The following is an 18,564-nucleotide window of genomic DNA, read 5'->3' as shown; positions in this document are numbered from 1 at the left end:
AGGCCTCTCTCATCCCCAAGCGCAGGGCTCGAGGTCTTGTCGTTTATGCGTTGCGGGCTTACGTTCCGGAGCAACATGTCGCAAGAGATTTTCGCATGAAATCGGCGTTTCTTCCCGACCGGGGCGTGGTCAAGGTCGCAGGCGAGGATGCGCGCAACTTCCTCAACGGCCTGGTCACGACCGACGTCGACCGGCTGAAACCCGGCCTTGGGCGATTCGGCGCGCTGCTGACGCCGCAGGGCAAGATCATCGTGGACTTCCTGATCACGGAAGCGCCCGCGGGTCACGGCGGCGGGTTCCTGGTCGACTGCCCGAAAGCGCTGGCGGACACCCTGGCCACCAAGCTGAAGTTCTACAAATTGCGCGCCAAGGTGACGGTGGATAACCTTTCCGGCGATCTCGGCGTGCTCGCGGCCTGGGACGGCCAGCCCGCGGTCCAGCCCGACCTTGCCTTCGCCGATCCGCGGAATGACGGGCTCGGCACCCGCATCCTGATCCCGGAAGATCTCAAGCAGAAGCTGTCCGACCTCATCGGCGCCGAGCTGGTCGATGCGGCCGAATACGAGGCGCACCGTATCGCGCTCGGCGTGCCGCGCGGCGGGCTCGATTTCATGTACAGCGATGCGTTCCCGCACGAGACCAACATGGATCGACTTGCCGGCGTCGATTTCGACAAGGGCTGCTATGTCGGCCAGGAGGTCGTCTCGCGCATGCAGCATCGCGGCACTGCACGCACCCGCAGCGTCAAGGTGCTGCTCGACGGTCCTTCACCCGAAATCGGCGCGACCATTCTTGCCGGCGACAAGCCTGTCGGCACGATCGGCTCGACCGCCGGCGGCAAGGGCATCGCGCTGGTGCGGATCGACCGCGTCGCCGATGCGCTCGACGCGGGCCAGGCGCTCACCGCCGGCGGCCTCGCGTTGAAGCTGGCAGAACCCGACGTCGTCCGTATTCCTGCGAAGCAGCCCACCGCATGAGCCGAGCCCCTCGTCTGCATCCCGACGGAAAGACCCGCTGCCCCTGGCCGGGCGAAGATCCGCTTTATGTCGCCTATCACGACACCGAATGGGGCGTGCCGGAATATGACGACCGCGCGCTGTACGAGAAGCTGATTCTGGACGGTTTCCAGGCCGGCCTGTCCTGGATCACGATCCTGCGCAAGCGCGATAATTTCCGCAAAGCCTTCGACGATTTCCAGCCGGAGAAGATCGCGCGCTATACGCCTAAGAAGGTTCATGCGCTGATGAACGATGCCGGCATCGTGCGCAACAAGGCCAAGATCGAAGGCGCGATCCTGAGCGCGAAGTCTTATCTCGATATCATGGAGAAGGGCCCGGGCTTCTCGAAGCTGCTGTGGGACTTCATGGACGGGCGGCCCAAGGTCAACCAGTTCAAGACCAGCGCGAGCGTGCCGGCCTCGACGCCGCTGTCGGTGCAGATATCCAAGGAGCTGTCCTCGCGCGGCTTCAAATTCGTCGGCCCGACCATCGTCTATGCCTTCATGCAGGCGACCGGCATGGTCAACGACCACTTGGTCGACTGCCATTGTCACGCCACCTGCGGCAAGACGCAGCGCAAGCCGCGCCTCAAGGCCAAATGACCGCGAAGAAGACCGCCCGCGATGCGCAGTCCCGCGCCTGGCAGCGCATGCTGTCGGGCCGACGGCTCGATCTGCTCGATCCCTCTCCGCTCGACATCGAGATCAGCGACATCGCCCATGGGCTGGCGCGGGTGGCGCGCTGGAACGGGCAGACCTTTGGCGCGCACATCTTTTCGGTCGCACAGCATACGTTGCTGGTGGAGACCGTGCTGCGGCACGAGATGCCACGTGTCGATCAGCGCGTGCGGCTCGCAGCCCTGCTGCACGATGCGCCGGAATACGTGATCGGCGACATGATCTCGCCGTTCAAGGCGGTGCTCGACGGCCACTACAAGGCGGTCGAGAAACGCCTGCTCGGCGCCATCCATGTCCGGTTCGGTTTGCCACCCGTGCTACCGGAGGAGATCACGCTGGCCATCAAGACTGCCGATCGCGGCGCGGCTTATCTGGAGGCGACCGTGCTGGCCGGCTTCAAGCAGCCCGAGGCAAGGCGCCTGTTCGGCAAAGATCCCGGCCTGTCCGACAGCGTCCGGCGCGATTACCTGACGCCCTGGACGGCGGCGCGGGCTGAGAGGCAGTTTCTGGAGCGGTTTGGCGCCGTGTTTGCGTAGGTCCTGTAGGTGGGCAAAGGCGCTCTTGCGCCGTGCCCACCATCTCTTCGCGTTTGCGACAAAAATGGCGGGCACGCTTCGCTTTGCCCACCCTACCGGCCGCGGCTATAATCAGCAAAAAGGTCCGCCATGATCCACGTCTGTTCCCTCGCCGCGCTTCCCGAAACCGTCCGCCTCACAGGCGCCAGCCACGTGCTGACGGTGATGGCCAATGTCGAGCAGGTGGCGCGGCCGGTATCCGTGCTGCCAGCCAACCATCTCAAGGTGTCGATGGACGACATCACGGAGGAGATGGACGGCTTCGTTGCGCCATCGGAAACGCATATCGACCAGGTGCTGAACTTCGTGCGCGGCTGGGACCGCAGCGCGCCGCTGGTGGTGCATTGCTATGCCGGCATCAGCCGCTCCACCGCGAGCGCATTCGCAGCGGTATGCGCGCTCAATCCCAATCGCGACGAAATCGAGATCGCCAGGAAGATCCGCGCGGCCTCGCCGATCGCCTCGCCCAACCGGCGCATCGTCAGCCTCGCCGATCGTGCACTCGGGCGCAACGGCCGCATGCTGCGCGCGCTCGACGAGATGGGCCCCGGCGCGATGATGGTGGAGGGGCGCCCCTTCGTGATCGAGCTCGAATGACAGCGGCGCGCCACAATGCAGGGGCGCCCCCTCTCCCGCTTGCGGGGGAGGGTTGGGGTGGGGGTATCTCCGCAAGCGAGGACCCCCGTGGGGAGAGAGCCCCCACCCGCCGCGCTCTTCGAGCGCGTCGACCTCCCCCGCAAGCAGGAGAGGTGCAACGAGCCCGCGGAGAGACCGCCTCAATTACTCAGCATGACTTTCTCGCAACAGCTGCGATCGTCACCGCATGAGCGACACGCAGCTGACGCCGATCGAGATTGGCCTCACCGCCGCAATCGTCGCGATCGAGGACCACGAGCCGCTGATCCTGACCGCACGCGGTGCTGACGGGCTTGCCGGCCTGCCGTTCGGTCCGTTCGACGCGGTGAGCCATCGCACCTTCGAGATCGGCTTGCGCGCCTGGGTCGAGCAACAGGCGGGCCTGCGTCTCGGCTATGTCGAGCAGCTCTACACCTTCGGCGATCGCGGCCGTCATGCCGAAGCCGGCGACACCGGCGCCCATATGGTGTCGATCGGCTATCTCGCGCTGACGCGCCCCGTGGACGGCGAGCTCGCAGCGAACGCGGCGAGCTTCGCGCCATGGTACCGCTTCTTCCCCTGGGAGGACTGGCGCGAGCAGCCGCCAGAGATCATCGCCCGCGACATCATCCCGGCACTGACCAAGTGGGCCGAGGAGGAGACGCCGGAGACGACGCGCGCGCTGCCGCGCAAGGACCGCGTCCGGTTCTATTTCGGCCTCGATGGCGCGCCCTGGGACGAGGAACGCGTGCTCGACCGCTATGAGCTCTTGTACGAGGCCGGGCTGATCGAGGAGGCGCGGCGCGACGGCCGTCCCGCGGCATTAGCGCGCAAGACGCTTCCCCTGCTCGGAACCTCGATGCGGTTCGACCACCGCCGGATTCTCGCCACGGGAATCGCGCGGCTGCGTGCAAAACTGAAGTATCGTCCTGTCGTCTTTGAACTTTTGCCAGCTGAATTCACACTTACCGAACTGCAGCACACGGTGGAGGCAATCTCCGGCCGGCACCTGCACAAGCAGAATTTCCGGCGCCTGGTCGAAATGGAGGCCCTGGTCGAACCGACCGGGATCATGTCGACACAGACGGGCGGACGGCCGGCAGCGCTCTACCGCTTCCGCCGCGAAGTGCTCCAGGAGCGGCCCGCGCCGGGCTTGCGCGTGCGCTCCCGGCGCTAGATCCTGATATTTGTGCTACCGGCCCCTGCCCGCCGGTTGCCTGGAGGCTTCATGTTCGACGGCCCGTTCGACGTCTTTGCGCTGATCATTGCGATCATCGCCTTCCTGATCGCGATCAAGGCGTCCAGCCAGGCGACCGAGCTGCGACGGCGGCTCAACTTGCTCGAAGAGAAGTTTTATGCGCAGCGGCCTGTGCAACCGCCGCCGCTGATGCCGGCGCAGGCCGAAGCACCCGCGACGACTGCAGCCGCCGAGCCGCCGCCGCTGGCGCCGGAAGCCGAAACGACGCCGCCTCCGCTCGTCACCGAAGAGATTTCACCGCCCCCGCTTGAGCCGAGCGCGGGCGCCGATGCGCCGCCTCCGGTGCCGGAGGCAGCACCCGGCTTCGAGGAGCGGCTCGGCACCCGCTGGGTGGTGTGGATCGGCGGGCTTGCGCTCGCGCTCGGCGGCTTCTTCATGGTGCGCTATTCGATCGAGGCCGGCCTGCTCGGCCCCGGCGTGCGCGTGTTCCTCGGCGGTCTGTTCGCACTGGCCCTGCTGGGTGCCGGCGAATGGACGCGGCGCAAGGAGAGCATCTCGAGCATCCAGGCGCTGCCGATCGCCAACATTCCAGCGATCCTCACCGCAGCCGGCACGGCGGTGGCGTTCGCGACCATCTACGCGGCCTATGCGCTCTACGGCTTCCTTGTGCCTGCGACCGCTTTCGTGCTGCTCGGCATCGTTGCGATGGGCACGCTGGCCGCAGCGCTCTTGCACGGCCCCGCGCTCGCCGGCCTCGGCGTCGTCGGCGCCTTCGTGACGCCGATCCTCGTCTCCAGCGGCAAGCCGGACTATTGGGCGCTCTACATCTATCTGGCGATCGTGACCGCTGCGAGTTTTGGTCTCGCCCGCATCAGGCTGTGGCGCTGGCTTGCGGTCACGACCATTGCCTTCGCGGTGCTTTGGATCTTCCCGGGTCTCGATACGGAAGAGTTGCAGGTCGCGCCGCACGCCTTCCATGTCATCGCCGGCTTCGTGCTGGCCGCGCTGCTCGTCGTCTGCGGCTTCATGTTCGGACCCAGCTTCGAGGACGGTGAGATCGAGCCGGTGTCATCGGGCGCGCTCGGCGCCTATCTGTTTGGCGCGATGCTGATCGTGCTGTCGAGCGGACATGCCGATCTGGCGTTGATTGCCTTCACGCTGCTGGTCGCAGGAACGCTGTTCGTCGCCTGGCGTGCGCCGGCGGCCACGGGCACCCTCGGCGCGGCTGCAGCGACCGTGTTCATCGTGTTCGCCGAATGGGCGGTGCGCGCCAATCCCGACATGCTGGTGCTGCCGGGCGGCCCGATGCCGGGCGTCGGCCCTGTCGCGACCGACAGCTCGGTGACGCTACACCTCGTGACGGCCGCGATCTTCGCCGCCGGCTTCGGCATCGCGGGCTTCCTGGCGCAGGGCCGCTCGAACTCGGCGATCATTCCGGTGGTGTGGTCCGCATCGGCAGTCGCGACGCCGATTGCGATCCTGGTCGCGCTCTACGCGCGCATCGCCCATCTCGACCGCTCGATCCCATTTGCGATCCTAGCGGTGCTGCTTGCTGCGGCTTTCGGCGCGGCGACCGAAGCGCTGATGCGTCGCGAGACGCGGCCGGGCATCGCAACCTCGATCGCCTTGTTCGCGACCGGTACGCTCGGCGCGCTGGCGCTGGCGCTGACCTTTGCACTGGAGAAGGGCTGGCTCACCATTGCGCTCGCACTGATGTCGCTCGGCACCGCCTGGATCTCGTTGCAGCGGCCGATTCCGGTGCTGCGCCGGCTCGCGGCGATCTTCGCCGCGATCGTCATCGCACGCATCATCTATGATCCGCGTATCGTCGGCGATGCCGTCGGCACGACGCCGGTCTTCAACTGGCTGCTGTGGGGCTACGGCCTGCCGGCGGCCTCGTTCTGGGGCGCGAGCATCTTCCTGCGCCGCCACGGTGACGACGTGCCGCTGCGCGTCGTCGAGGCGGCCGCGATCCTGTTCACCGCGCTGCTCGCCTTCATGGAGATCCGGCACTTTGCGACCGGCGGCCGCATGACCGCGGCCCCCTCGCTGCTCGAATTCGCGCTGCAAGCCTGTGTCACGCTGGCGATGGCGATCGGGCTGGAGCGCCTGCGGCTGCGCAGCCGCAGCATCGTGCACAATGTCGGCGCGGTCGTGCTGACGGCGATCGCCGGCCTCATCAGCGTGTTCGGCCTGCTGATCCTGGAGAACCCGCTGCTGCTCTCCAGCGTCGACGTCGGCGGCCTCGTGTTCAATCTGCTGCTGCTCGGCTATGCGTTGCCGGCCGTGCTGATGCTGCTGCTATCCTACGCGGTGGCGGGATATCGCCCTGTCGCATACGCGAACACGATTGCGGGTGGCGCCCTGGTGTTGGCGCTCACCTATGTGACGCTGGAGATCCGCCGCTTCTATCACGGCCCGGTGCTGCTCTACGACGGCACCACGAGTGCCGAGCAATATACCTATTCGATCGGCTGGCTCGCCTTCGGCGTGGTGCTGCTCGGCATCGGCATCCTGGTCAATTCGGAGCGTGCGCGGCTGGCCTCTGCCGCCGTCATCGCGCTGACGATCTTCAAGGCCTTCGCCGTCGACGTCTGGACGCTGACAGGCGTCTACCGCGCGCTCTCGTTCATGTGCCTCGGCGTCGTGCTGGTCGCGATCGGCTGGCTGTACCAACGCATCCTGTTCCGACGGCAGGTCACACCGCCGGCTCCGCAGACGGGCAGCTAAGGATCAGGCCGCGCGGACCGATTCCAGGAACTGCGCGACCTCGACCTTGAGCCGCGTGCTGTCGGTCGCCAGCGACTTCGCCGCCGACAGCACTTCGCCCGAGGCAGAGCCGGTCTCGATCGCCCCGCGCTGCACGTTGGTGATGTTGGACGACACTTCCTGCGTGCCGAGCGAGGCCTGCTGAACGTTGCGCGAAATCTCTTGTGTGGCCGCGCCCTGCTCCTCGACGGCGGCGGCGATGGCCGAGGACACCTCCGACAGCCGCTCAATGGTGCCGCCGATCTCCTGGATGGCACTGACGGATTCTTGCGTCGCGGCCTGGATGCCCGAAACCTGCGCCCCGATTTCGCCGGTCGCTTTCGCAGTCTGCTCGGCCAGTGCCTTGACCTCGGAGGCGACGACGGCAAAGCCGCGGCCGGCTTCGCCTGCGCGCGCCGCCTCGATGGTCGCGTTCAGCGCGAGGAGGTTGGTCTGGCCCGCGATGGTGTTGATGAGCTCGACGACGTCGCCGATGCGGGCGGCCGCCTGCGACAGCGCGTTGACGCGCTCGTTGGTCCGCGCCGCCTGCTCGACGGCTTCCGCAGCCATCCGTGCAGAATCCTGCACGCGGCGGCTGATCTCGGTGATGGAGGACGACAGCTCCTCGGAGGCGGACGCCACCGCCTGGACGTTGGTGGAGGCTTCCTCCGACGCAGCCGCGACGACGGTTGCAAGCTCCTGACCGCGCTGCGCTGTGCCGCTCAGCGTGGCCGCGGACGCCTCGAGCTCGGTCGAGGCCGATGACACGGTTTCGACGACCTCGCCGATCATGGTCTCGAAATTGCGGGTGATGGCATCGACGCGGCGGCCGCGTTCGATCTTGGCCTCGGCGTCGCGCGCCGCCGCCTGGTCGGCAGCCTTCTTGGCGATCAACGCCTCCTTGAAGATCTGGAGCGCATCCGCCATCGAACCGATCTCGGTCTTCTCGCCGCGATGCGGCACCTCGGCCGAGAGGTCGCCCTCGCCGAGCGACTGCATCGGGCGAATGATCGAGGCGATGCCGCGCGAGACGTCGCGCACGAGATAATAGGCGGCAGCAATCGCAATCGCGACGGCTGCAACGATGATGCCGACCAGCACGCGGAAGATCGTGGCGTAGCTGTCGGCCGCCTGCTTCGTTTCAGCTTCTGCGCCGCTGTTGTTGAGCTCGATGCTCTTCAGGAGCAGGGGATCCGCCGCCTGAGCCATCTTCGCGACCTTCGTCTGCAACAGCTCATTGGCATCGGTCGGGAAGCGGCCGGGGCTCTTGCGCGACAGCGCCATCGTCTCCTGAACGCCGTTCAGGTATTCGGCCCAGGCCTTGGTCCACTGCTCATAGATAGAGCGTTCCGCAGGCAAGGTGATCAGGCCTTCATAGACCTTGCGCGTCTTCTCGATGCGCTCGCGTAGCGGGGCCATGCGCTTCTCAGCGGCGTCCTTGCCTTCAATGCTCTCCTGCATCAGGTGGAGTCGCAGGACGACGCGCAGCTCATTGATGTCGGCACGCATCGAGCCGAGGGCACGCACGCTCGGCAGCCAGCCCTGCGCAATCTCGACGGTATGGGCGTTGATGTTCTGCATCGTGCCGATCGCCATCACGCCGACACCGGCGAGCGAGAGCACGAGGATCGACAGCACGGTCAGCAGCTTGAAGACGATCGACAACTTCGACATCACACAAATCCCGATGATACCAGCACGCGCAAATCACCTGCGCCGCAGTCGTCGCGACGGACGACAGGGCGGAGGTCAGTTCAACAATGCTGGCTGGTTCTTATCTCGTGAAGATTGCGCTCCATATTCGCAAGCAGGCGTTAACATGATCCTACGTAAAACTGCCGGCAGGCCCGGCGCCCGTCATTTTCTCCGCAACCGCCTGTTGCAACCGCACAGACATTTGCGGCTGCGACGCGAAGGGCGCGGCCCCTAACGCATTGCAGCATCCAAATCGGAATACGGTCGCCGTTACGCCGCCCGACCGACTCCAGAAAACGCGCCACCTCGCTCTTCAGGCGATTGCTCTCCCGCGACAGCGACCGCGCGGCTCTCGCACCGCTTGCGAACGACGAGCGTCAGGCCGCGCGCACGGTACCCAGGAACTTTCCGACCTCCAGCTTCAGCCGGTTGCTGTCGCCGGACAGCGATTGCGCCGCCGCCAACACCTGCGAGGACGCAGAACCGGTCTCGCTTGCGCCGTGCTGCACATCGGTGATGTTGGACGACACCTGATGGGTGCCTGCCGCCGCCTGCTGCACGTTGCGGGAAATCTCCTGCGTTGCGGCGCCCTGCTCCTCCACCGCGGCTGCGATGGTCGAGGAGATCTCCGACAGCTTCTCGATGGTGTGGCTGATGTCCTTGATCGCGCCGACCGAATGCTCGGTGGCGGTCTGGATGCTGGCGATCTGCTGGCCGATCTCGCCGGTCGCCTTCGCGGTCTGCTCGGCAAGCGCCTTGACCTCGGAGGCGACGACGGCAAAGCCGCGGCCCGCCTCGCCGGCCCGCGCGGCCTCGATGGTTGCATTGAGCGCCAGGAGATTGGTCTGGCCGGCGATGTTGTTGATCAGTTCGACCACGTCGCCGATCCGCGACGCGGCAGTGGAAAGCTCGCCGACACGATCGGTCGTGGTGCGGGCCTGGTTCACCGCATCGCTCGCGACGCGGGCTGATTCCTGCACCTGTCGGCTGATCTCGGTGATCGACGACGACAGCTCCTCGGTCGCCGACGCTACAGACTGCACATTGGTGGACGCTTCCTCGGAGGCGGCGGCAACCATGGTGGTGAGCTCCTGTCCGCGCGCCGCAGTCGACGTCAGCGTCGACGCAGAAGCTTCCAGCTCGGTCGCGGCCGAGGACACGGTATCGATGATTTCACCGATCGCGGCTTCGAAGCTGTCCGCGAGCTTGTGCATCTCGGTCTTGCGCTGCGCGGCCGCAATCTGGTCCTGCCTGATCTTGGCTTCGGCCTCCTCGCGCGCCTTCTGCTCGGACACGATCTTGAACTTCTCGACTGCGGCAGCGACCCCGCCGACCTCGTCCTTGCGGCCGAGACCGGGCAGAACCACGGAGAAATCGCCGCCGGCGAGCTTGTCCATGGTCACGGTAAGCGCGCGGATCGGCCGCGCGATGGTCAGGAACGACATCAGCCAGGAGCCGACGAGGACGAGCATGGCGAGTGCCCCGACCAGGATCGCAAGCTGCTCGCTCGATCTCATTTGTGCGGCGGCTGCGGCATTCTTCTCTTCGGATTTGTGTCCCGCGTAATCGGCGATCTGGCCGATCAGCACGTCGAGTTGACTCGCAATCGGCAGGGTCGTCTCGCGTGCGATGCGAATGACGTCTTCATTGAGCTTCGCGGCGCGCGTGGCGCCGTCTGCTCCACTCGCCGCCAGGGCTTCGCCGCGTACGCCCGCGATTTGCTGCGCAGCCCTTTCGTATTCCGCGGCCAGCGATCTCAGTTTCTCCATACGAGCGCGGTTCTCCGGCTCGTGAGAAAGCCTCAGCATCTCATCGACCAGCAAATTCGTCGATTTCTGCTGCTCGCCCAGGCTCTGGGTGGCCTTCTGAATATCGGCCGAGCTATGGGCGAGACGAAGGTCGCGGACCGCGAGCTGCATGCCGCGAACTGCGGCCTCGGCCTTCACTGCGTCGCGGGCGATCTGCTGCTGCGCAAGCGCGCTCTGGCTGGTCTCGCGGATGCTCGCATTGCCGAGCATCTGGCTTGCGATCATGGCTCCAACCAGCAGCCCTCCGAGAGCCGAAGCGATCGCCAGCTTGGTCCCGATCTGCAGATTCCGAAAGAGGCTCAACATCGGTGCGTTTCCCCTGGAAACGAGCTGCCAAGTCATTGTTGGCTGCGTGGACGTTGATCGCCCTTACCGCGAAGCTACCGATCAGAGCTCCATCTTCTGGTTAACAAGATCCCTCGCAGAAATACTGATTTTGTACGCTAATTGATTGAACGCGAAGGGAAATGATCTCGTCATAGTTGTAAATTGCAGCTTCAAGTCGGATCTAGGAAGCCTTGCATCCGATGGCCTCACCGACGAGGCTGATTCGAAACACCGGCTTCTTGTTCTCGTCGAGCAGCTCCATGCACCACTCGGCGTTCGGCTTCAGGCTGCGCGCGATGCCGCCGAGCAGATTGGCGCACACCTCGGTCATCTCGGTCCAGGCGGCCGCGCGATCCTCGAACTCGTACGGCAGGTCGGCGGCGCCGGAATAGCGGCCGGTGCTGATGCGGAAGAAATACAGCGACATCGTTGAACCCTTGCGTGGGACCGCCCCCCGGCAGCACGCAAACTGAGGCGCGAACAGCTACCAACGCATGAAGGCCGCCGTCCGTATGACTACGGCACGGCGGCTTCGTGTTCGATGGACGTCTTCGACGACAAAATGCGCGGGTTGTCCCGCGCAGGCCAGCTCACTGGGTCGACCGGCGCAGCTCCAGCGGGCCTTCGTTCTTCGCGGGCTCGGACTTCACCGGCTCGAGCCGGCTGCTCTCGACACGCGGGGTCTCGACGCGCGCGGCGACCTCTGTGTTCGAGGAGGCGACCGAGCCGGTGTGCTCTGCAGAGCGTAGCGAGCGTGGCCGCGCCGCAGCCCGCGCCATCAGCATCTGATTGCCGCCCTGGTGGTGGAAGTCGCAATAGGCGAAGCCCATGCCCGACACCGAGCCGCGGAAGCTGCGATCATCGGTCTTTTCCAGGTTGAAACAGGGCTCGAACGGAATGCCCTTGATGGAGGCGCAGACGTTCTGGCCGCGGATCTGGAGCGTATTGCCGGGCAGGCGAAGATGGCGGACCGGGCCTGCGCCCGAGAACTGCACCGCACCGGCGGCGCCGAGATCGTCGAGGATGCGGCCCGCACCGCGGGTGCCATCGAAACAGGTGAAGGCGAACACCTTGCCGGCGACGAAGCGGCGCGCCTCGTCGGCGTTCATGCTTCCAGCAATGGCCGGCGCAAACGTCGCTGCCGCCGTGACAGCCCCCAACATAATACGCGCAAGCATGCTCAACTCCGAACTCAACCCCCGCAGCGGGCGATGCCCTATCTCTGTTACCCGCTGCTTACCATACGAACCAAGGCAACATTGGAGCAGCTTGGTTGGTAAAGTCTAAACGCCATTAGACAATTTTAACCACGATACGGCCCCGGACCTGGCCGGCAAGGATTTTCGCGCCCCACTCCGAAACCTCGTCGAGCGCAATTTCCTGAGTTATTTCAGATAGTTTTGTCCGATCCAGATCGGACGCGAGGCGTTGCCAGGCCGCCTTCCTCGGTTCGATCGGGCACATCACGGAATCGATGCCGAGAAGGCACACTCCGCGCAAAATAAACGGCGCGACCGAGGACGGCAGGTCCATACCGGCGGCCAGGCCGCAAGCCGCAATCGCTCCGCCATATTTGGTCATCGAGAGCAGGTTGGCGAGCGTGGTCGAGCCGACGCTGTCGACACCGCCCGCCCAGCGCTCCTTGGCGAGGGGTTTTGCCGGCGCCGACAATTCATTGCGATCGATGACCTCGGCGGCACCGAGGTGCTTCAGGTAATCGGCTTCCGCCGCGCGGCCGGTCGAGGCGATGACGTGGTAGCCGAGCTTGGACAGCACGGCGGTTGCGACCGAGCCGACGCCGCCGGCTGCGCCCGTTACCACCACGGGACCGCTCTTCGGCGAGATGCCGTGCTTCTCCAGCGCCAGCACCGAGAGCATCGCGGTGAAGCCAGCGGTCCCGATCGCCATGGCGTCGCGCGCGGACAGGCCCTGCGGCAGGCCGACCAGCCAATCGCCCTTCACCCGCGCCTTCTCGGCATAGGCGCCGAGATGGGTCTCGCCCATGCCCCAGCCGGTGCAGACGACCTTATCGCCCGCCTTCCACTGCGGATGCGAGGAGGTCTCGACCGTGCCGGCAAAGTCGATGCCGGCGATCATCGGGAAGCGGCGCACCACCGGCGCCTTGCCTGTCAGCGCAAGGCCGTCCTTGTAGTTCAGCGTCGACCATTCGACGCGGACGGTGACGTCACCCTCCATCAGCTCGGCTTCGTCGAACTGCGCGAGCTGCGCGGTGGTGCCCTTGTCCGCCTTGTCGATCCGGATCGCCTTGAATGTCGCCACGACTGCACTCCCTGACTTGTTTGTCAGGGATGTTTAGCCGATCAGGCCGGCTGCGCAACCGCCCGCGCGACAGGTTTCTCGACGATCGGAAGATTGATCAGCGCCGAGAGCACGCCGAACAGGATCGAGAGCCACCAGATCGGCGTATAGGAACCGAACCTTTCGAACACGATGCCCCCGAGCCAGACGCCGAGGAAGCCGCCGACCTGATGGCTGACGAAGGCAAAGCCGTAGAGCGTCGCGAGCCAGCGTGTGCCGAACATCAGCGCCACCAGCGCCGAGGTCGGCGGCACCGTCGACAGCCAGGTCAGGCCTGAGATCGCGCCGAACGCGATCGCCGAGAACGGCGTGATCGGGAACGAGATGAAGGCCAGCGTTGCAAGCGCACGCGTGAAGTAGATGGTCGAGAGGATGTAGCGCTTGGGCAGATAGTTCTGGAGATAACCGACGCTGAGAGAGCCGATGATGTTGAACAGGCCGATCGCAGCGATCACCCAGCCGCCGGTTTGCGTCGAGATGCCGCGATCGACCAGGAAGGCCGGCAGATGCACGGTGATGAAGGCGAGCTGGAATCCGCAGGTGAAGAAGCCGAGCACCAAAAGCACGTAGGAGCGGTGGCCGAAGGCTTCGGCAAGCGCCCTGGTGAAGGTCTGGTCATCCGCCGGCGTTGCGCTGTTGGTCGCTGCGACCGGAGGCGTCGAGAGCGCCAGCGACAACGGGATGATCAGCAGCATCAGGAAGCCGAACACGGAGAGCGCCTGCTGCCAGCCGAAATTATCGATCAACGCGACGCCAATGGGCGCGAACAGGAACTGGCCGAACGAGCCCGCCGCGGTGCCGGCGCCGAGCGCAAGCCCGCGCTTCTCGGCCGGGAGGAGCTTGCTGAAGGCCGACAGCACCAGATTGAACGAGCAGCCGGCAAGGCCGAAGCCAACCATCACGCCTGCACCGACATTCAGCGACAGCGGCGTCGAGGAATAGCGCATCAAGAGCAGGCCGCCGGCATAGAGCAGCGCGCCGACGCACATCACCCGAAACAGACCGAAGCGATCTGCGACCGCACCGGCGAGCGGCTGGCCCAGCCCCCACAACAGATTCTGCACGGCGATGGCGAGGCCAAACACGTCGCGGCCCCAGCTGAACTCGTGGCTCATCGGCTGCACGAAGAAGCCGAGCGCCGAACGCGGGCCGAAACCGAGCATGCCGATGGCGCAACCGCAGAGGATGATGACGGCCGGGGTGCGCCAGTTGGAGGAACGCGAGGCCGGTGCGAGTTCGCCGATCTGTGTCGACATGGTGTTCCTCGTCTGTCGTTGGCGGATCCGCAAATCAGCAGCCGCGGGAGAGCCCGTTTAATGCATTTGCATGAAAAGCCCAAGTGAAAAACGGTTGCATTCCACGAGGAGCTGCCGCGGGAGCATTGCGTTTCAACACGGTCTCGCCGCCTTACGCTCCAGCCGCGAATTGACGGGAATGTGTGCGGCAGGACCTAGCGGCGCGCAGCGGAGCGTGCTATCTTCGATTTACTCAGATTGAGCATATTAGGGCAGCGACGACGTTCAACCGGCCTCTCGGCCGGATTTCTCGGGCCGCATATATCCTCAAATTGAGCATAATAACCGCGCTTGGGAGGCTTCAATGCCGATCATTGGAATTTACGGCCCCGACGACTTTGCCAACCGGCCGCAGGGCCAGCCGATCACCTCCCCGCGCGCCGCACCAGTGCCCGCGGGGCCGACATTGCCAATGCCCTCGCTGGAATGGACGCCGGCGGTCGAACGCGCCACCGCGCCGCTCTACGACCGCGTAAAGCACGTCATCCCGCCAATCGAATGGCCGCTGATGGCGCCGACGATTCACGCGATCAACGAGCTGAAGCGCGCTCGGGGCGCGGTCATCCTCGCCCACAATTACCAGGCCCCGGAGATCTTCCACTGTGTGGCCGATATCGGCGGCGACTCGCTGCAGCTCGCAGTCGAAGCCACCAAGGTGGAGGCAGACATCATCGTCCAGTGCGGCGTGCACTTCATGGCGGAAACCTCGAAGCTGCTCAATCCGGACAAGACCGTCTTGATCCCGGACTCGCGCGCGGGCTGCTCGCTTGCCGCCAGCATCACCGGCGCGGACGTGCGGCTGCTCCGTGAAAAATTTCCCGGCGTGCCCATCGTTGCCTATGTCAACACCTCGGCGGAGGTGAAGGCGGAGGTCGATATCTGCTGCACGTCTTCGAACGCGGTGCAGGTGGTCGAGAGTCTGAACGCGCCGAGCGTTATTTTCCTGCCCGACCGGTACCTCGCCACTTACGTGGCCTCGAAGACCGACGTGAAGATCATCGCCTGGAAAGGCGCCTGCGAGGTGCATGAGCGCTTCACGGGCGAGGAGCTGCGGAACTTTCGCGAGGCCGATCCGTCCGTCCAGATCATCGCGCATCCGGAGTGCCCGCCGGACGTGCTGGCGGAAGCCGATTTCACCGGTTCGACCGCGCACATGATCAACTGGGTGCGGGCGAAGCGGCCGCGGCGGCTGGTCATGATCACGGAATGCTCGATGGCCGACAATGTCCGGGCCGAGCTGCCTGATGTGGAGATGCTCCGCCCCTGCAATCTCTGCCCGCACATGAAGCGCATCACGCTCGCCAATATTCTGGACAGCCTGCTGACGCTCCGCGAGGAGGTGACGATCGATCCCGCGCTTGCGGAACGCGCGCGGCGCTCGGTCGAGCGGATGATCAATCTGAAGAATTAGGGCGGGACGCAGCCACAAGCACAGCTGTCGTCCCGGACAAGCGCGCCTCGAGCGCGCGCAGATCCGGGACCCATAACCACAGGAAGATGTTTGGCGACGAACGGCGTTGCAGAGCTTCGCAAGAACAATGTCCGCCGCGGCGTATGGGTCCCTGCTTTCGCAGGGACGACGGCGGAGTGAATGGAGAAAGCCATGACAATCACCATCCGCAACCTCACCCGCTCAACCGACGACGTCGTCATCGTCGGCGGCGGCCTTGCCGGGCTGTTCTGCGCGCTGAAGCTCGCGCCGCGGCCGGTGACCTTGATCTCGGCGGCACCGCTCGGACAGGGCGCATCGTCCGCATGGGCGCAAGGCGGCATCGCGGCAGCAGTGGCCGAAGGCGACACGCCGGAAGCACACACCGCCGATACCATCGCGGTCGGCGGCGGTCTCGTCGATGAAGCCGTCGCACTCGGGATCGCGCGCGAGGCAGCGTCGCGCATCCATGATCTTCTCGCCTATGGCGTGCCGTTCGATCGCGATCTCGACGGCAGGCTCGCCGTCGGACGGGAAGCTGCGCATTCCGCCCGTCGCATCGTGCATGTGCGCGGCGATGGCGCTGGCGCCGCGATCATCGCGGCCTTGAGCGATGCCGTACGTCGCACGCCCTCGATCCGCCTCATGGAAGGCTTCGTCGCCGAAGCACTGTTGACCGAGGACGGTGCGGTCACCGGTCTGCAATTGCGCGAGGCCGGCAATCCCGCGGCACGGCCGGTCGTGCTCGCCTCACACATTGTCGTGCTTGCGACCGGCGGACTCGGCCATCTCTACGCCGCCACCACCAATCCGCCTGAAGCGAGCGGCTCGGGCCTTGCGATCGCGGCCCGCGCCGGCGCCGTGATCGCCGACCCTGAATTCATGCAGTTCCACCCCACCGCCATCATGGTCGGCCGCGATCCGGCGCCGCTCGCCACCGAAGCCCTGCGTGGCGAAGGCGCAACGCTGATCAACGGCCATGGCGAGCGATTCATGAGAGCGCGCCACCCGCTCGCCGAGCTCGCGCCGCGCGACATCGTGGCCCGCGGCGTGTTCGCCGAGATCGCGGCCGGGCGCGGCGCCTTCCTCGATGCGCGGCAGGCGCTGGGCCCGCGCTTCGCCGAAAGATTTCCGACCGTGCATGCGAGCTGCATCGCCGCCGGCATCGATCCCGCGGCGCAGCCGATTCCGATTGCGCCCGCAGCGCACTACCACATGGGCGGCATCGCGGTGGACGCGCGCGGCCGCAGCTCGATCGACGGGCTCTGGGCCGGCGGCGAAGTGTCCTCGACCGGTGCGCATGGCGCCAACCGGCTCGCCTCGAATTCGCTGCTCGAAGCCGTCGTCTATGCCGCCCGGATTGCCGACGACATCGCCGGCCGCACGGTGCCCTCGCCCGCCGGCCTTCCCGACGCCTTGGTGACGCCGCGCGCAGGCACGCTGGATGCTGCAGCGGTGACGCGGCTGCGTGCGATGATGAGCGCGCATGTCGGCGTGATCCGCGATGATGACGGGCTTGCGCAAGCCGTGCGCCACTTCGCCACGCTCGAGCGCGAGGCTGGAAACATCGCTGTCCGCAACATGGCGACATCGGCCCTGCTCGTCGCCGCTGCGGCCTGGACGCGGCGCGAGAGCCGCGGTGCGCATTTCCGTTCCGATCATCCGGCCGACAACCCCGCGCTGGCGCAGAGAACGATGACCACGCTCGCCGCAGCGCGCGAGGTCGCGGAGAGCCTGAACGATCGTCCGCTGCCACGCATTGCGCAAGCCATGATTGCCTGAAGGAGGCCCCATGATCCCCCCGACCTCACTGCTCTACCCCGATGCCTTTCTCTCTCCGCTCGCGATCGACGCGGCTGTGCAGCGCGCGCTCGATGAGGACCTCGGCCGCGCCGGCGACATCACCTCGCTAGCGACGATCCCGGAAGCGACGAGAGCGCAAGCCATCCTCGTCGCGCGCCAGTCCGGCGTGATCGCCGGGCTGCCGCTGGCGCTCGCGACCCTGCAGAGGCTGTCGCCCGACGTCGAGGTGCGCGCACATGTCCGCGACGCCGCGCGCGTTGTCCGCGGGCGGCACGTGCTGACGATCTCGGGACCTGCGCGCGCCATTCTCACGGCGGAACGGACCGCACTGAATTTCGTCGGCCGCCTGTCGGGCATAGCCACGCTCACGGCGGACTATGTCGCGCGCACCGAAGGCACCAGGATGCGCATCTGCTGCACGCGAAAAACCACGCCGGGACTGCGCGCGCTGGAGAAATACGCGGTGCGCTGCGGCGGCGGCTTCAACCATCGCTTCGGGCTCGACGATGCCATCCTGATCAAGGACAACCACATCGCAGTCGCCGGCGGCATCCGTCCGGTGCTGGAGCGCGCCCGTGCCCATGCCGGCCATCTCGTCAAGATCGAGATCGAGGTGGATACGCTGGCGCAGCTGCGCGAGGTGCTGGACAGTGGAATGGCCGACGCCGTGCTGCTCGACAACATGGATCTCGCGACGCTGCGCGAGGCGGTGCGGATCAACGAGGGCCGCCTCAAACTGGAAGCGTCAGGCGGCGTCACGCTCGACTCGATCGCGACGATTGCGGCGACTGGCGTCGATTACGCCTCGGCGGGCGCGCTGACGCATTCGGCGCCGAATTTCGACTGCGCGCTGGATATCGAGGCGTGAGGTGTTCTCTCCGTCATGGCCGGGCTTGTCCCGGCCATCCACGCCTTGCCACGCGGTACGAAGAACGTGGATGCCCGGGACAAGCCCACGGCTGTCCGGTTCATTGGAAGTATAGTCCAAGGTTCAACTGATTTTGGTTGATTGGGACGGATTGCCGTAGTTCGAGCAAGTTGTTGATCGGCCGTCTGTGCATGAGATTTGTGCGGACG

Annotated in this window: 15 protein-coding genes; 9 read left to right on the top strand and 6 right to left on the bottom strand. The window is 65.8% G+C overall.

What is annotated here, in order from left to right:
* Positions 1–95: 95 nt before the first annotated feature.
* From ygfZ to CVM73_RS34775, 6 genes are all read left to right on the top strand, one after another.
* On the top strand, positions 96–977 hold the full coding sequence (gene ygfZ / locus CVM73_RS34805) for a CAF17-like 4Fe-4S cluster assembly/insertion protein YgfZ (RefSeq protein ID WP_100236289.1): 882 nt from the start codon (positions 96–98) through the stop codon (positions 975–977).
* On the top strand, positions 974–1,600 hold the full coding sequence (locus CVM73_RS34800) for a DNA-3-methyladenine glycosylase I (protein ID WP_100236288.1): 627 nt from the start codon (positions 974–976) through the stop codon (positions 1,598–1,600). The genes ygfZ and CVM73_RS34800 overlap by 4 nt, the downstream gene beginning before the upstream one ends.
* On the top strand, positions 1,597–2,211 hold the full coding sequence (locus tag CVM73_RS34795; protein ID WP_100236287.1) for a YfbR-like 5'-deoxynucleotidase: 615 nt from the start codon (positions 1,597–1,599) through the stop codon (positions 2,209–2,211). Before CVM73_RS34800 ends, CVM73_RS34795 begins: the two co-directional genes overlap by 4 nt.
* Positions 2,212–2,340: 129 nt before the next feature.
* Positions 2,341–2,847 (top strand): tyrosine phosphatase family protein, encoded by a 507-nt coding sequence (locus tag CVM73_RS34790; protein ID WP_100236286.1) that lies wholly within the window; start codon positions 2,341–2,343, stop codon positions 2,845–2,847.
* A gap of 226 nt (positions 2,848–3,073) precedes the next feature.
* Complete coding sequence (locus tag CVM73_RS34780; RefSeq protein WP_100236284.1) at positions 3,074–4,042, top strand: NUDIX hydrolase; 969 nt, start codon at positions 3,074–3,076, stop codon at positions 4,040–4,042.
* A 51-nt stretch (positions 4,043–4,093) separates the two neighbouring features.
* The gene (locus CVM73_RS34775) at positions 4,094–6,793 is read left to right on the top strand and encodes a DUF2339 domain-containing protein (RefSeq protein ID WP_100236283.1); all 2,700 of its coding nucleotides are present in this window, start codon (positions 4,094–4,096) and stop codon (positions 6,791–6,793) included.
* 3 nt (positions 6,794–6,796) lie between these two features.
* Here the strand turns inward: CVM73_RS34775 and CVM73_RS34770 are convergent, their stop codons facing one another.
* The 6 genes from CVM73_RS34770 to CVM73_RS34745 form a co-directional block, all read right to left on the bottom strand.
* Entirely contained in the window at positions 6,797–8,485 is a 1,689-nt protein-coding gene (locus tag CVM73_RS34770; RefSeq protein ID WP_167407233.1) for a methyl-accepting chemotaxis protein, read from the bottom strand.
* A gap of 398 nt (positions 8,486–8,883) precedes the next feature.
* Positions 8,884–10,620 carry a methyl-accepting chemotaxis protein gene (locus CVM73_RS34765; protein ID WP_208639276.1) on the bottom strand — a complete coding sequence of 579 codons (1,737 nt, stop codon included), beginning with the start codon at positions 10,618–10,620 and terminating at the stop codon, positions 8,884–8,886.
* A gap of 202 nt (positions 10,621–10,822) precedes the next feature.
* A complete protein-coding gene (locus tag CVM73_RS34760) occupies positions 10,823–11,068 on the bottom strand; it encodes a DUF6894 family protein (protein ID WP_100236280.1) in 246 nt (81 codons plus the stop codon).
* A gap of 163 nt (positions 11,069–11,231) precedes the next feature.
* Positions 11,232–11,819, bottom strand: a complete 588-nt coding sequence (locus CVM73_RS34755; RefSeq protein WP_100236279.1) for a hypothetical protein — start codon at positions 11,817–11,819, stop codon at positions 11,232–11,234.
* A gap of 115 nt (positions 11,820–11,934) precedes the next feature.
* Positions 11,935–12,921, bottom strand: a complete 987-nt coding sequence (gene acuI, locus CVM73_RS34750; protein WP_100236278.1) for an acrylyl-CoA reductase (NADPH) — start codon at positions 12,919–12,921, stop codon at positions 11,935–11,937.
* A gap of 41 nt (positions 12,922–12,962) precedes the next feature.
* Positions 12,963–14,216 (bottom strand): MFS transporter, encoded by a 1,254-nt coding sequence (locus tag CVM73_RS34745; protein ID WP_100236277.1) that lies wholly within the window; start codon positions 14,214–14,216, stop codon positions 12,963–12,965.
* A 343-nt stretch (positions 14,217–14,559) separates the two neighbouring features.
* On the opposite strand from CVM73_RS34745, the gene nadA reads away from it, so the two are divergent.
* The 3 genes from nadA (at position 14,560) to nadC (ending at position 18,355) form a co-directional block, all read left to right on the top strand.
* A complete protein-coding gene (nadA, locus tag CVM73_RS34740; protein WP_100236276.1) occupies positions 14,560–15,666 on the top strand; it encodes a quinolinate synthase NadA in 1,107 nt (368 codons plus the stop codon).
* Between the two features lie 192 nt (positions 15,667–15,858).
* On the top strand, positions 15,859–17,466 hold the full coding sequence (locus CVM73_RS34735) for an L-aspartate oxidase (protein WP_100236316.1): 1,608 nt from the start codon (positions 15,859–15,861) through the stop codon (positions 17,464–17,466).
* Between the two features lie 10 nt (positions 17,467–17,476).
* The gene (gene nadC / locus CVM73_RS34730) at positions 17,477–18,355 is read left to right on the top strand and encodes a carboxylating nicotinate-nucleotide diphosphorylase (RefSeq protein ID WP_100236275.1); all 879 of its coding nucleotides are present in this window, start codon (positions 17,477–17,479) and stop codon (positions 18,353–18,355) included.
* Positions 18,356–18,564: the final 209 nt, after the last annotated feature.

Source organism: Bradyrhizobium forestalis (genome assembly GCF_002795245.1).
GTDB lineage: Bacteria > Pseudomonadota > Alphaproteobacteria > Rhizobiales > Xanthobacteraceae > Bradyrhizobium > Bradyrhizobium forestalis.
This window is presented reverse-complemented; position numbering and strand designations above follow the sequence as displayed.